The sequence below is a fragment of the Plastoroseomonas hellenica genome, from assembly GCF_018129085.1.
Classification (GTDB): domain Bacteria; phylum Pseudomonadota; class Alphaproteobacteria; order Acetobacterales; family Acetobacteraceae; genus Plastoroseomonas; species Plastoroseomonas hellenica.
On record NZ_JAAGBB010000094.1, the window covers coordinates 1 to 13,592 of the forward strand.

11 protein-coding genes are annotated in these 13,592 nt (G+C 73.2%); 5 read left to right on the forward strand and 6 right to left on the reverse strand.

The genetic code is table 11. The features are described from left to right. A partial coding sequence (locus tag GXW71_RS33210; RefSeq protein ID WP_211858130.1) for an NAD-glutamate dehydrogenase occupies positions 1 to 4,548 on the reverse strand: 4,548 nt, incomplete at its 3' end. Between the two features lie 113 nt (positions 4,549 to 4,661). On the opposite strand from GXW71_RS33210, the gene GXW71_RS33215 reads away from it, so the two are divergent. The 3 genes from GXW71_RS33215 (at position 4,662) to GXW71_RS33225 (ending at position 7,573) form a co-directional block, all read left to right on the forward strand. Next, positions 4,662 to 5,231 carry an OmpA family protein gene (locus tag GXW71_RS33215; protein WP_211858132.1) on the forward strand — a complete coding sequence of 190 codons (570 nt, stop codon included), beginning with the start codon at positions 4,662 to 4,664 and terminating at the stop codon, positions 5,229 to 5,231. 78 nt (positions 5,232 to 5,309) lie between these two features. Next, complete coding sequence (locus GXW71_RS33220) at positions 5,310 to 6,743, forward strand: hypothetical protein (RefSeq protein ID WP_211858134.1); 1,434 nt, start codon at positions 5,310 to 5,312, stop codon at positions 6,741 to 6,743. Then, positions 6,740 to 7,573, forward strand: coding sequence for an EF-hand domain-containing protein (locus tag GXW71_RS33225; RefSeq protein ID WP_211858136.1), 834 nt, complete (start codon positions 6,740 to 6,742; stop codon positions 7,571 to 7,573). The genes GXW71_RS33220 and GXW71_RS33225 overlap by 4 nt, the downstream gene beginning before the upstream one ends. A gap of 13 nt (positions 7,574 to 7,586) precedes the next feature. Here the strand turns inward: GXW71_RS33225 and GXW71_RS33230 are convergent, their stop codons facing one another. Beyond that, positions 7,587 to 8,582 carry a Bug family tripartite tricarboxylate transporter substrate binding protein gene (locus GXW71_RS33230; RefSeq protein WP_211858138.1) on the reverse strand — a complete coding sequence of 332 codons (996 nt, stop codon included), beginning with the start codon at positions 8,580 to 8,582 and terminating at the stop codon, positions 7,587 to 7,589. Continuing rightward, positions 8,582 to 9,460: an SDR family NAD(P)-dependent oxidoreductase gene (locus GXW71_RS33235; RefSeq protein WP_246527127.1), complete on the reverse strand. Its 879-nt coding sequence runs from the start codon at positions 9,458 to 9,460 to the stop codon at positions 8,582 to 8,584. Before GXW71_RS33235 ends, GXW71_RS33230 begins: the two co-directional genes overlap by 1 nt. Between GXW71_RS33235 and GXW71_RS33240 the strand changes: the two genes are divergently transcribed. Then, positions 9,440 to 10,351 carry a polysaccharide deacetylase family protein gene (locus GXW71_RS33240; protein WP_211858139.1) on the forward strand — a complete coding sequence of 304 codons (912 nt, stop codon included), beginning with the start codon at positions 9,440 to 9,442 and terminating at the stop codon, positions 10,349 to 10,351. The genes GXW71_RS33235 and GXW71_RS33240 overlap by 21 nt on opposite strands. Positions 10,352 to 10,558: 207 nt before the next feature. Here GXW71_RS33240 and GXW71_RS33245 read toward each other — a convergent pair whose 3' ends face one another. The 3 genes from GXW71_RS33245 to GXW71_RS33255 all read right to left on the reverse strand — a co-directional run bounded on the left by GXW71_RS33245 (position 10,559) and on the right by GXW71_RS33255 (position 12,638). Beyond that, positions 10,559 to 11,254: an anti-sigma factor gene (locus tag GXW71_RS33245; RefSeq protein ID WP_211858140.1), complete on the reverse strand. Its 696-nt coding sequence runs from the start codon at positions 11,252 to 11,254 to the stop codon at positions 10,559 to 10,561. Next, positions 11,251 to 11,790, reverse strand: coding sequence for a sigma-70 family RNA polymerase sigma factor (locus GXW71_RS33250; protein ID WP_211858141.1), 540 nt, complete (start codon positions 11,788 to 11,790; stop codon positions 11,251 to 11,253). Before GXW71_RS33250 ends, GXW71_RS33245 begins: the two co-directional genes overlap by 4 nt. A 65-nt stretch (positions 11,791 to 11,855) precedes the next feature. Further along, positions 11,856 to 12,638: a DUF4394 domain-containing protein gene (locus tag GXW71_RS33255; protein WP_211858143.1), complete on the reverse strand. Its 783-nt coding sequence runs from the start codon at positions 12,636 to 12,638 to the stop codon at positions 11,856 to 11,858. 342 nt (positions 12,639 to 12,980) lie between these two features. Between GXW71_RS33255 and GXW71_RS33260 the strand changes: the two genes are divergently transcribed. Then, on the forward strand, positions 12,981 to 13,592 hold a 612-nt coding region (locus GXW71_RS33260; RefSeq protein WP_211858146.1), incomplete at its 3' end, for a lysophospholipid acyltransferase family protein.

Below are 13,592 nucleotides of genomic sequence, written 5' to 3' on the forward strand. Positions count from 1 at the left end.
GGCGCCCGCCGGCGCCGCGGCGCCGCCGAGGCCGCGCTGCGCGAGCCCGGCCTGGATCGACAGCAGGTCGTCCAGCAGCAGCGCCTTTGCGCGCGGGCCGAAGGTGCCTGGCGCCGGCGCCATATCCGCCGCCGCCCGCAGTGCATCCAGCGCATAGTCCTGACCCGCCGAACTCCAGGCGGCGGCCGCCATGTCGGCGCTGACCCCAGCGCGTGCCGCGAGCCGCACCACCGCCGGCCCGGCGACCAACCGACCTGCCGCGGCCGCGATGCCGGCCGCGGCAGGCGGCAGCCCTTCCGCCTCCGTGGGCGGCGTCGCTTCCGCGGCGATCAGCGCCGCGATGCCCGGCTGCAGCTCGGTCAGCGCCTCCCCGAGCGTGCCGGTGGTCGAGAGCAACCCGCGCGCCGCGCCTTCCTGCAAAGCACGCAGCGAGCGCAACGCCCGCAGCTTCACCGCCGCGGTCGCGACCGAGGCGTCGATCGCATCCGCCGCTTCCTCCAACCCGAAGCATTCGCCGGCAAGCCAGGCGGCGCGCACCGCGCGTTCCGGCCCCGCCTCCACCGTTAGCCGGGCGAGGGCCGCGCAACCGAGGCCGTTCGCCACCTCGTTCGCCAGGATCGTCGCCACGAGCTGCCGCCGCAGGCGATGATTTTCGGCATAGCGCGCATAGGTCTCGCGGAGCGGCGCCGGGAAGTAGTGCAGCAGCGCCGGCGTCAGCGCCGGGTCGTCCGGCAGCGCCGAATCCTCGATCGCATCGGTCAGCCAGAGCTTCGCGAAGGGCAGCAGCGCGGCGATCTCCGGCCGGGTCAGCGCATCGCCGGAGGCCATGCGCCGCCGCATGGTGGCATCGTCCGGCAGGCCGGCCACCGCGCGGTCGAGCAGCCCGGCCGCTTCCAGCCGCTTCATCAGCATCGCCTGCGCCGCCAGGGCCTCCGCCCCCATCTCCGTCTCCAGGGTGACGGCCAGCGACTGCTGATGGTTGTCGCGCAGCACCAGCGCCGCGACCTCATCGGTCATCTGCACCAGCAGCTCATCGCGCTGGCGGCGGGTGATGGCGCCGTCGATCTCGGCCGCGGCCAGCAGGATCTTGATGTTCACCTCATGGTCGGAGGTGGAGACGCCGGCCGAGTTGTCGAGCGCATCGGTGTTGATGCGGATGCCCTGCCGCGCCGCCTCGATGCGGCCGGCCTGGGTGACGCCGAGATTGGCGCCTTCGCCCACGACCCGCGCCCCGATCTCCCGCCCGTCGATGCGGATCGCGTCATTGGCGCGGTCGCCGGCCTCCGCCTGGCTCTCGGTGCTCGCCTTCACATAGGTGCCGATGCCGCCGAAATAGAGCAGGTCGACCTTCGCCACCAGGATCGCGCGCATCACCACGGCGGGCTCGGCCCTGGCCTCATGGATGCCGAGCATCGCCTGCACCTGGGGCGACAGCGGGATGGTCTTGGCGTTGCGCGGGAAGACGCCGCCGCCCTCGCTCACCAGCCGCACGTCGTAATCCGCCCAGGAGGAGCGCGGCAGCGCGAAGAGCCGCGCGCGTTCCTTGTACGCCGCCTCGGCATCCGGATCGGGGTCGAGGAAGATGTGGCGATGGTCGAAGGCCGCCAGCAGCCTGGTCTTGCGGCTGACCAGCAGCCCGTTGCCGAAGACGTCGCCCGACATGTCGCCGACGCCCACCATGGTGAAGGGCGCGTCCTGCACGGAATGGCCGAGCACTTCCCGGAAATGGCGGTCGATCATCACCCAGGCGCCGCGCGCGGTGATGCCCATGCCCTTGTGGTCATAGCCCTGCGAGCCGCCGGAGGCGAAGGCGTCGCCGAGCCAGAAGCCGTAATCGGCGGAAAGCCCGTTGGCGATGTCGGAGAAGGTCGCGGTGCCCTTGTCGGCAGCGGCGACGATATAAGGGTCGTCGCCGTCGCGGCGGACGATCCCCTCCGGCGTCACCACCTCGAACCCGTGGTAGTTGTCCGCGAGGTCGAGCATGCCGCGCACCAGGGTGCGGTAGCAGGCGATGCCTTCGGCCATGAAGGCCTCGCGGTCGGTCGCCGGCGGCGGGTGCTTCAGGATAAAGCCGCCCTTGGCGCCGGTCGGCACGATGACGACGTTCTTGAGGCGCTGCGCCTTCATCAGCCCCAGGATCTCGGTGCGGAAATCCTCACGGCGGTCGGACCAGCGGATACCGCCGCGCGCCACCGGGCCTGCGCGCAGATGGCAGCCTTCCATGCGCACGGAATGGACGAAGATTTCCCGCCAGGGGCGCGGCGCCGGCATGTCGCCGGCCTGGGCGCTGTCCAGCTTGAAGGCGATGTAGTCCTTGCCCTGGAAGTAGTTGGTGCGGAGCATCGCGTCGAGCAGCGTGCGCAGCCGCGCCAGGATGCGGTCGTCATCGGGATTGTCGACGCCGTCCAGCAGTGCCGCCCAGGCCATGCGCAGCGGCTCCTCGTCGCCGCGCGGCCGCGCCGGGTCGAAGCGCGCAAGGAAGAGGTCGACCAGGATGCGCGCCGCATCCGGATGCGCAGCGAGCGCCGCCGCCACGCTTTCCTGGCTGAAGGCGAAGCCCACCTGCTTCAGCCAGCGGTACATCCCCCTGAGCAGCCAGCTCTCGCGCCAGGAGAGACCGGCGCGCAGCACCAGGCGGTTGAAGCCATCCGCCTCGGCGGCGCCGGCGAGCAGCGCCGACAACGCTTCCAGCAGCCGGGGGAAGCGGCTCTCCGGGCAATCGGCGGCCGCCTGCAAGCTGAACACGTGCAGCACGACAGGATCGGCACCCGCCGGCTCCAGCCGGTGCGGCACCTCCTCGATGGCGCGGAGATCGAGGCTTTCGAACAGCGGCAGCGCATCGGCCAGCGGCAGCGGCCCGCCGGGATTGGCCAGCCGCAGCGTCAGGCTGCGGGCATTGGCGCCCGCCGGCCGTTCGAGCCGCGCCGCCGGGCGGCCGGAGGCGAGTGCCGCTTCCGCCAGCGCGAGGTCGCCGAGGCCTTGGGCGGAGGAGCTCGCTTCCCGATAGGCGGGTGGAAAGGCATCGCCCCAGCGCGCCAGCAGCCGTGCCGCCGCCGCTTCGCCCTGCTCGGTCGCGAGCGCTTCGGCGATGCGGTCGCGGAAGCTGCGCGCGGCATCGCTGATCGCCGCTTCCAGGATCGCGTCGGCGACCTGCGGCACCCGCCCCGGCGTGGTGCCGATGACGTAGTGGATGCGCGCCAGCGGCGCATCGCCGAGCGCGATGTGATAGGCGGAGAGCCTGCCGTCGAAGGCGCGCGCCAGCATGCCGCCGACCCGCTCGCGCAGCTTGGTGTCGAAGGTGTCGCGCGGCAGCCAGACGATCGCGGAGACGAAGCGCTCGAAGGGATCGCGGCGCAGCGCCAGCGCGGCGCGCGGACGGAGCTGCAGGTCGACCGCCTGCCTGGCGCCGGCCAGCACAGCGGCGTCCGGTGCCTGGAACAGCTCGTCGCGCGGCCAGGTGTCGAGGATGTTGCGCAACGCCCGCCCGTCATGGCTGTCGGGCGCGACGCCGGCGATCGCCAGGATGCGCTGCACCTTCTCCGCCAGCCAGGGGATGGAGCGCGGGTTGCGGTTATAAGCGGCGGCGGCGAAGAGGCCGAGGAAGACGCGGATGCCCGCGACCTGGCCGTCAGGCCCCAGATAGCGCGTCGCCACCACATCGGCATGCTGCGGGCGATGGATGGAGGAGCGCATGTTCGCCTTGGCGACCGAAATCGGCGCCGCCTCGATCAGGGTCGCCTTCACCGCCTCCGGCACGGCATGGAGGTCGCGCAGCGCATCGAAGACCGGCACGCTCTCGTCGCGCAACAGGCCGAGCCCTTCGGCTTCCACGATGTCGAGCCCGCCGTCCGGCGCCAGCGCCAGGTTGCGGTGCCCGAGCAGCACGAAATTCTCCTCGGCCATCCAGCGCAGGAAGGCGGCGGCCGGTGCCGCATCCTCAGTCCGGAAGGCGGCCACCTCGGCGCCGGCGGCCTCGAGGTGGCGCAGCATCGCCGGGAAGTCGCCGACGGTGACGCGCAGATCAGCCAGCGTCCGCGTGACCGCCTGCTCGATCGCCGGCAGATCCTCCTCCGCGCCGCTGGCGAGCGTGACGCGCATCATGCTCTCGCGCGGCGCACCCTCCTCGATCGCCACGATGCGGCCGCCCTCGCGGCGCACGGGCACGATCGGGTGCAGCAGCCGCTCCGCGATCCGTCCCTTCAGGGTCAGCGCGGCCAGCACGCTGTCGACCAGGAAGGGCATGTCGTCGGTGACGCTTTCCAGCACCGCGCGGGCGCCGCGCCCGGGGCCGGGGGGCACCACGCGGATCAGCGTCTGGCCCGGGCGCCGTTCGGCCGCGAGCGAGAACAGGCTCGCCGCCGCCTCTGCCAGGGTCTCGGCCGGGATCGCGGCCAGCGCCGGCGTCGGGATCGCCGCATGCAGGCGCTCCATCAGCGCCACCGCCTCGGCCGGAAGGTCGGGCGCCAGGCGGCGCAGCGCCTCCGCGCCGGCCGCCAGCAATTCGATCCGCGCGGTGTCGCGCAGGGGGGTCGGGCCTTCGTCGGGCATGCTGGGCTTCCTTGTCCCTGGTTTGGCGGAGCCTTGCGGAAGGTGATGGCGCTTTGCAAGCGCCGCTCCGGGAATTTAGTCTCCCATGTAACAGCGCGACGATGGATTCCCGCATGACGATCACGCCCACCCCCGCCGCCCTGGTTCGGTTTCGCTCCGCGCTGCTCCGCTGCACCGACCCAGGATTTCCTCTGGCGGGCGGATTCACGCCTCCGGGCGTAACCGCCCTCCGGCGATCCGCCCTGGCCCTGGCCGCGCTGCTGGCCGCCGCCCCGGCCATGGCCCAGCAACAGCAACAGCAACAGCAACAGCAGCGGAGCTTCGACTGCGTCGGCGCCGGGCAGCTCGAGGACGACGTCTTCACCATCCCCTTCGCGCGCGGCAGCGCGACCTTGACCGAGGCCGCGCGCAGCCTGCTGGCGGCGGCCGTGGAGACTGCCAATGGCGACCCGCCGCGCAACCTCTGCGTCCTGGGGCTGACCGGGCAGGAAGGTGGCGCCACCACGACGATCCGGCTGGCCGCGCAGCGCGCCGGCACGGTGGCGCGGGCACTCGAACAGCGCGGCATCGCCGCCGACCGGGTGCGGGCCGAGGCGCGTGCCGCAAATTTCAGCCGCGCCGCACGCGAAGGTGTTCCGGCGGCCCGCGCGGTCTCCATCGTCGTGCTGCCGGCCGCCCCCTGAGAGGCAGCTCCGAAACCCGCCTTGCGCCATCGCGGGGCGGCCCGCATCCTGGGCCGCGCGTCGCTCGGAGGCTTTGGTATGGGTGGGCTCTCGGCCCGGATCTTCGGCATGGCGCTGCTTGCCCTGCCCACACTTGCCCAAGCCCAAGCGCCACGCCCCCAGAATCCCGAGCGCGAGACGCTGCTGGCCAACCAGTCCGGCCAGACGATCCGGGAAGTCTATGCCGGGGACAACGCGATCGACCTGCTCGGCGCCGAGAGCATCGCCGATCGCGGCACGCTGCGCCTCCGGCTCGGCCGCGGCCCCTGCGCGGTGGAGCTGCGCGCCATCTTCGCCGATGGCAGCGAGGAACGGCGGCGCGCCAATCTCTGCGAGCAGCGCCGCGTCACCTTCGGCGACCCGGCGGCGCCGCTCCGGGAGGTGCTGGTGCGCAACGCGACCGAGCGGGCGCTACGCGAGCTCTATGTCGTGCCGGCCGCATCCGGTCCGGTCGCCGGCACCGACCGCCTGTCGGTCGCGATCGCCGCGGGGGAGGAGGCGCGGCTGCGCCTCGGCCGCACCCGGCAATGCAGCTTCGACCTGCGCGCCGTCTTCGACGACGAGAGCGAGGATGTCCGCCGCGGCGTCGATCTCTGCCGCGGCATGGTGGTGACCTTGGCCGAAGGCGCGGTGCCGCGCCGCACGCTCGCCGTCGCCAATATCGCGGATGCGGCGATCCAGGGCCTCTATGCCATCCCCGAGACGCTGGCCGAGGAAGGTCGCTGGGGACCGGAGCGGCTGGGCGGCGACGCGCTCGGCATCGGCCGCTCGCAGACGGTGACCTTGCGCGGCCAATCCTGCCGCTGGAACCTGCGCGTGGTCTATGACGACGGCACGGCGGAGGAACGGCGCGGCGCCGATCTCTGCGCCACCCCCTCCCTCTCCTTCGATGGCACCGGCGCGCCACGGCCGCCGCAGCGGCGCGTGGTGGTGGTCAATGCCCATCGCGCCGACATCGAGGAGCTCTACCTGGCGCCGAGTGCCACCGAGGATTGGGGCCCCGACCGGCTGAGCGAGGAGGTCCTGGCCCGCGGCGGCCGACGGGAGATCGTGATGCGCGGCGGCTGCGAGGCCGACCTGCGCATCGTCTTCCCCGACCGCCAGGCGGCGGAGGAGCGCAACCGCATCAATCTCTGCCAGGTGCCGGTCATCGTGCTGCGTCCCGGCTGGACCTTGTCGGACCGCCTGGATGCGGGGCCGAGCACGACGCCGGCGCCACCCGCCCCCGGCAGCACGCGCCTGCGCAACACCGCGCGGGTGCCGCTGATCGAGCTCTACGTCGATGCCCCGGACAGCGCGCGCGGCCCCGATCGGCTGGGCGCCACGGTGCTGGGCGCCGGCGAAACCCTGGACCTGATGCCGCCCGACGGCGTCGGCTGCCGCGCCGACCTGCTCGCGATGTTCCGCGACGGGCGGGAGGTGCGGCTGCCGAACACCGATCTCTGCGGCGGCGAGGAGCTGAACCTGCCGTGACCCGAATCCTCGTGCTGCTGGCGTTGCTGCTGCCGGGGGCAGCGCTCGCCCAAGCCCCCGCCACGGCGATCCCGGAGCCGATGCGCGGCAACTGGACCGATGGCGACTGCGCGCGCCCCGCGGCGGTGCTGCACGTCACGCCCCGCGCCGCGGTCCGGCTGCCGGCCGAGGGCGCGGGCCGGCTGCTGCGCTTTGCCGCGATCGCCCGCCACGAGGACTGGGTGCTCGGCACCGCCGATGGCGCCGCGGCGCCGCGCCTCCTGCTGCGCATGCGGGGCGACGCGCTGGAGACGGTGGAGCCCGAGGCCAAGACGCGCGACGACGCGCTGCCCGGGCCGGCGGCGCTGCAGCTCTGGCGGCGCTGCCCGCAATGGCCGCCGGCGCTGGTGGCGCAGCATGGCGAGGGCATCGCCTTCCTCGGCATGCTGGAGCGGGTCGAGGCCGCTTGCGGTGAGGGCATGGGTGCCGCTGGCTGCCTGGCCGCGCTCTACCGTGCGGCCGACATCTCGGGCGACGGGCTCCTGAGCGCCGCCGAGCTGGCGCGGCTGTTCCGCGGCGCCGCCTGGATCGCCGCGGTCGAGGAACCGGCCGATGAGCGCCCCGCGCTGCAGGGTCTCACCGCCGCCGCGGCGCTGCTGCTGGCGCGTGGCGTGGTGGAGAGCCTGGACTATGATGGCGATGGCCGCCTCAGCCTCGCTGAGCTGGCGCAGGATCGCGGCGGGCTGCCGGAGAGCGGCGGCACGGCCGAAGGTCATCCGCTGCCGCTGATCGGCCTGACGGAAGCGCTCGGCGCGCTGCGCGCCGTGGTGTCGGGTGCCGCGGCGCCGTAAAGCGGTTCTCGCCTCAATCCACAGTGGCTCCGGAGGCGCGCACGATCGGGACCCAGAACGCCACCTCGTCCCTGACGTACTGCGCGAAGCGATCCGGGGTGTAGCCGCGCATCGCGGGGGTGCCCATCTCGTCCAGGCGCTGCCGGATGGTCGGATCGCCCAGCGCTTCCTCGATGGCGGCCGCCATGCGCTCGACGATCGGCCGCGGCAGGCCGGCGGGCCCGAAGATCCCGTACCAGGAGTAGGCCTTGTAGCCCGGCAGTCCGACTTCGGCGGCGGTCGGCACATCCGGCATGAGGCCGGAACGCTCATCGGTCGCGACGAACAGGGTCTTCACCTGGCCGTCCCGGTTGAAAGGCAGCATCAGGCTTGGGATGTCGCTGTTGAACTGGACCTCGCCCGCCAGCAGTGCTGCGAAGACCTGCCCGGCGCCGCGATAGGGCACGTGCACCGCCTGAGCACCCACGCGCTGGAGGAAGCTCGCCGATGCCAGGTGGCCGGTCGAGCCGACGCCGCTGCTGCCATAGGAGAAGCGGTTCGGGTTGGCCTTGAGCTGCGCGATCCAATCCGCCGTGTCGCGCACCCGGAGGCCATGGGTGGTCACGCTGTGGCAGATCGGGATGAAGTTGACCGGGGCGATGGCGGTGAGATCGCGCACGGGGTCGTAGGGCAGGTTGGGGTAGAGCCCGACCGCGACGCCGGTGGAGGAGAGCGTCGCCAGGACGAAGACATCGCCATTCGGTGCCGATTTAGCGACCTGGTCGGTGCCGAGCGTGCTGCCGGCGCCGGGCCGGTTCTCGACGATGACGGTCTGGCCGAGCAGGGCAGAGAGCTTCGGCGCCAGCAGCCGCGCCGTGATGTCGGTGCCGCCGCCGGTGCCGAAGGGAACGACGAGGCGGATCGGCCGGCTCGGCCAGGCTGCCGCCTGGGCGCGCGCCGCCGCGGACGGGATCAGCCCCGCGGCGGCGAGGCCGACCAGGCCGCGGCGGGTGGAGGCGAGGTTCGGCATCAGAAGGAGCCGCCATTCACCGGCAGGATCTGCCCGCTGATGAATCGGGCGAGGTCGGAGGCGAGGAACATGGTCGCATCCGCGATGTCCTGCGCCTCGCCCAGGCGGCCGAGGGCGATGCCGGAGAGCGTCGCCGCCTGGCGTTCCGGGCCGAGCGCATCCCAGCCGCCCTGCTTGTCGGCATCGGTCAGCACCAGGCCGGGTGCCACGCTGTTCACCGTGATGCCCCAGGGGCCGAGCTCCATGGCGAGCTGGCGCGTCAGGCCCAGCACCGCGTGCTTGGCGGTGCAATAGGCCTGGATGCGGGTGCGCGACGGCCGGAAGGCGGCGCCGGAGCTGATATTGATGATCCGGCCCCGCCGGGCCCGCTTCATGCCCGGCGCCGCAGCCCGGACCGTCGCGAAGGCGGCATCGACGTTCAGCGCCATGATCGCGTCCCAGTCCGCATCGGGGACATCCTCGATCGGGCGATGGTGCTGGCCCATCATGCCGCCGGCATTGTTCACCAGGATGGCGATGGGCTGCCCGGCATGCCCCTCCACCGCTGCGATCCAGGCCGCCGCCGCCGCGCGGTCAGTGAGATCCACGACCGCCGTGCGGATGGCGGTGCCAAGGGCGGTCTCCGCCAGCCCCGCGGCGTCGATATCCGTCGCGTGGACATGGGCGCCGTGGGCGGCGAAGCTCTGCGCGATGGCCCGGCCGAAGCCGATGGCAGCGCCGGTCACCGCCACCACCTGTCCGTCGAAATCGAGGGTCATCACGCCTGGCCTCCGCCGCGGCTCGGGATTGCCGATATCCCCGACGATGGCGGAATCCTCGGAAGGGGTGAAGATGCCGGCGAGACAGAGGAGAGAGCGATGGCCGAATCCACCCCCCATCCCGCCGGCGATCCCTGGACCTGGCCGGAATCCGTCTGGCGCGACATCGTGGAACGGGCGCGGGCCGGGCGCAGCCTGCGGCCGCGCCACTGGCCGGATGGGGCCCGCTGCGCCGTGGCGCTCTCCTTCGACGCGGATCACGAGACCATCCCGCTCCGCGATGCCGATGAGAGCCCGATGCGAAGCAGCCAGGGCCAGTACGGCGCCCGGGCGGCGATGCCGCGCATCCGCCGGCTGCTGGCACGGGAAGAGGTGAAGGCCACCTTCTTCTACCCCGCCGTCGCCGCCCTGCTGCATCCGGCCGAGGCGCGGGGCGTCGCCGAGGAGGGCCACGAGATCGGCATCCATTCCTGGATCCACGAGCGCAACACCATCCTCCGCCCCGAGGTCGAGCGCGACCTGGCCTTCCGCGCCGCCGATACCCTGGAGACGGTGACCGGCCAGCGTCCGGTCGGCATGCGGACCGCAAGCTGGGACTTCTCGCCCCATACGCTCGATATCATCCGCGAGATGGGGCTGCTCTACGACAGCAGCCTCATGGCCGATGACGAGCCTTATGAGCTGACCGCGAACGGCGAGCCCACCGGCATCGTCGAGCTGCCGCCGGAGTGGATCCGCGACGATGCCGTCTACTTCAACATGCAGCGCTTCAGCGGGCTCCGCCCCTATACCCCGCCCTCCGGCGTGGCGGAGATCTTCCTGGCCGAGTTCGAGGGCGCCCATGCCGAGGGCGGCCTCTTCCTGCTGACCATGCACCCCCACTACATCGGCCACCGCAGCCGCATGCCGGTGCTGGAGAAGGTGATCGCGGCGGCCAAGGCGAAAGGCGATTGCTGGTTCGCGACCCATGCCGAGGTCGCCGCCTGGTGCAAGGACAACGCTGCGAGCTGAGAGGCCCTCAAACATCAGCGCGGCCGCAGGCCGCCATCAGTTCCTGCGGAGCGAGCGAAGCGATGCTCCGGGGCCGCGAATGCGGCCCCGCGCGTGACCAACAGCCGCCGCCAGTGCTGCCCTGACAGCGCGGAAGCCAAGGCCGCGGATGCGGCCGCCGGCGACTGAGGGCAATAAAAATGCGCCCGGCGTCTGAGGGCATAGACATTAACTCCCGCGCGCCGGCGCCAAGCGGCCGATGAACTGGATCGGTCCGGTCGGGCGGCCGGTCGGCGATCCGCCCGGCGGTTCCAGCGTGATCTCGATCAGCATCCCGGGCTCGGGCCGGATGGCAGTGGCGGAGACCGCGACGCTGCCGCCGTCGCGCGGGATCAGGCCGAGCGAGACCGGCACCGTCGCCCCCGGCGGCAGCGCCCAGAGCTGCAGCGCGCGATCCTCCGGCGCCGGCTGCCGGTTCAGCGCGGCGAGGCGGATGCCTTCCGGCCCCGCTTCGACCAGCCAGGCCGGCTGTTCACGGCTGGTGAGCAGCACGGTCATCAGCCGCTCCGGCGCGGGCGCCGGCGGGCGCACCAGCAGCAGCAGCGCGAGCCCGGCGGCGACGGCACTGGCGCCGAAGCTCCAGCCCTTCCACAGCCAGTCGCGGCGCGGCCGCGGCGGCGCGGGGCGCGCCTCCCCGAGCGAATCGTTGATCCGGTCCCAGAGGCCGGGCGGCGGCGCTTCCGGTGGCGCCACGCGCTGGAGCGGCGCGAGCCGGGCTTCCCAGGCCGCGACCTCGGCCGCCAGCGCCGGGTCTTCGGCCATCGCGCGCTCCACCGCGCGGGCGCGGCGCGCATCCAGCGTGCCGAGCACGTATTCGCCGGCCAGCGCGCTGCGTTCCTCCTCCGGGGTCGGGCGGTCGCTCATGCGAGGCAACTCCTCAGGCGGAGCAGGCCGCGGCGGATCCAGGACTTGATGGTGCCGAGCGGCTCCGCGAGGCGGGCCGCCACCTCCGCATGCGACAGCCCGTGCACGAAGGCGAGCAGGATGCCTTCCCGGCTACGCGGCTCCAGCGTTTCCAGGCAGGCGCGGAGCCGCCGGCCCTGCGCCTCCGCGTCCAATGTCTCGAGCATCGCGGGCTCCACCGCGGCGTCGCCGAGCGTGGGATCGTCGCTCGGCATCTCCCGCCCGCGGCGGCGCGCGAGGTCGAGCGCCGCATGGCGCACGATGCCGCCGAGCCAGGCCTCGGCCGCGCCGCGCGCCGGATCGAATTGCCGGGCGCGGGCGGCGAGGCGCAGGAAAGCGTCGTGCAGCGCGTCCGCGGCCGCGTCGCGGTCGCGCAGGATGGCGGTCGCGATGCCGAAGAGCCGGGTCGATTCACGCATGTAGACCGCGCGCAGCGCCAGGCGGTCGCCGGCGGCGATCGCCTCGATCAGCGCGGGCAGCGGCGCCTCCCCGTCCATCAGTCCCTCGTAGCCAAGAAGCGGCGCCGTCGCCACCGAGATGGGCGACGGCGCGACCAGGCCGGTCAGCGCAGCGCCGCGATGTCGATCACCTCGGCGCCGGCCGGCAGGCCGGTCACGGCGCCGACCGCGGTGGGCGCGCCGGTCGCGGTGTCGACCCGGTGCAAGGTCGCGCCGGCCAGCAACCAGCCGGCATTGCCGCCATCGCCATCGGCCAGGATGTCGAAGGCGACGCCGGCCGGCAGGTCCGGCAGCATGCCGCGCGACTGCTGCACGCCGTCATTCGGCGGTGCCTGCAGGTTGTAGGAGCGCAGCAGCGTGTCGATGGTGTAGAGCGCGGTCGCCTGCGGGCGGCCGCTGCTGTTGGTATAGGCGCCGGCGACGATCCGCGGCGTCGACCCCGCCTGCGGCGTGCCCTGGGCATAGGCGAGCTGGCCATCGCGGGTGACTTCGCCGGTATCGACGTTGATGCGGAAATTCACCCCCGAGACGCCCATCAGGCGCAGCCGGTCGGCGGCCGGGTTGAAGTCCACGACCGCCCGCCCGCCGGCGGCGAAGGGCATGTTCAGGCGGCTGACCTGCGTCGCCCGGCCGGTCGCGGGGTCGATGGTCACGATCTGGTTCGCGTCGGTGACGCCATAGAGCAGGTTGTTGGACGGGCGGATGTCGATGCCGATGAGCCGCCCTTCGGCCCCCGTCACCCGCACCGGCGCGGCGGCGCGGCGGCTGGCGGCGTCGATGCGGACGAGCGTGTTGTCGGCGGTGAGCCCGATCAGGGTCTGCGCCCCGGCACTGCCGGCGGTGAGCAGGATGGCGGCGGCCAGCGGCGCGCGAAGGTGGCGATGCATGCGAAGGTTTCTCCCCATTGGAACCAGGTCCATGGCGGAGCCGACCGGCCCCGCTGCCCCGGTACGGGTGGGCTGGCGGTCCGGATGCAGGTTTGGCATCACCTGGGCGTGATAATTTCCGCCACCCCTGCCCGACCCCGGATCCCCGGCGTCTCGCCTGTCCCGGCGCCGCGTGCTAAGCACCGCGCCGGCGCGTCAGCGCCCTTTCCCCGGAGCGGCCGCTCCCGGCCTGCCGGCCGCGGCCCCCTTTCACCCCGGCCCGCGCCCCGTGGCGCGTCCATCGCGACGGATCGCAAACCCGGTGACATCGCCCCGAGGCGGCCGCGCCTTGTCCAGAACCCCATGCTGAAGCGGCTCGGCAAGCATCCGGCCGTGCAGGCGTTGCTGGTGAGGATCGTCGTCGCCTATGTGCGGCTGGTCACCCGCACCACCCGCTGGACGGTGCTGAACCCGGAGCACGCCGCGCCGCTGGCCGCCGGGCAGGGCATGATCCTGGCTTTCTGGCATGAGCACCTGGCGGTCTTCGCCGCCTGCTGGCAGCTCGGGCTGGTGCGGGTCACCGGCGGCCACCCGCCGGAGGTCAAGGTGCTGATCTCCTCCCACCGCGACGGACGCCTGATCGCCGATGCCATCGCGCGCCTCGGCGCCGGCGTCATCGAAGGCTCCTCCCGCCGCGGGGCGGCCCAGGCGCTGCGCGCCAGCCTGCGCTGGCTGCAGGACGGCGGCACCATCGGCATCACCCCGGACGGCCCGCGCGGCCCCCGCCGGCAGCCGGCGCAGGGCGTCGCACAGCTCGCCGCCGCTTCCGGCGCCCAGGTGCTGCCCTGCGCCGCGGTCACCAGCCGGATGCGGGTGATGCGGTCCTGGGACCGCATGGTGTTCCCGCTGCCCTTCGCCCGCGGCGTCATCGCGCTCGCCCCCCCGATCGCGGTCGCCCGCGACGGCGCGGAGGCG

Excerpts from the sequence above, each read along its gene's own strand:
- GXW71_RS33240 (WP_211858139.1), top strand. The coding sequence starts at position 9,440 with ATGGCCGAATCCACCCCCCATCCCGCCGGCGATCCCTGGACCTGGCCG.
- GXW71_RS33215 (WP_211858132.1), top strand. The coding sequence starts at position 4,662 with ATGACGATCACGCCCACCCCCGCCGCCCTGGTTCGGTTTCGCTCCGCG.
- GXW71_RS33250 (WP_211858141.1), bottom strand. The coding sequence starts at position 11,790 with ATGGACGGGGAGGCGCCGCTGCCCGCGCTGATCGAGGCGATCGCCGCC.
- GXW71_RS33235 (WP_246527127.1), bottom strand. The coding sequence starts at position 9,460 with ATGGGGGGTGGATTCGGCCATCGCTCTCTCCTCTGTCTCGCCGGCATC.
- GXW71_RS33255 (WP_211858143.1), bottom strand. The coding sequence starts at position 12,638 with ATGCATCGCCACCTTCGCGCGCCGCTGGCCGCCGCCATCCTGCTCACC.
- GXW71_RS33245 (WP_211858140.1), bottom strand. The coding sequence starts at position 11,254 with ATGAGCGACCGCCCGACCCCGGAGGAGGAACGCAGCGCGCTGGCCGGC.
- GXW71_RS33230 (WP_211858138.1), bottom strand. The coding sequence starts at position 8,582 with ATGCCGAACCTCGCCTCCACCCGCCGCGGCCTGGTCGGCCTCGCCGCC.
- GXW71_RS33220 (WP_211858134.1), top strand. The coding sequence starts at position 5,310 with ATGGGTGGGCTCTCGGCCCGGATCTTCGGCATGGCGCTGCTTGCCCTG.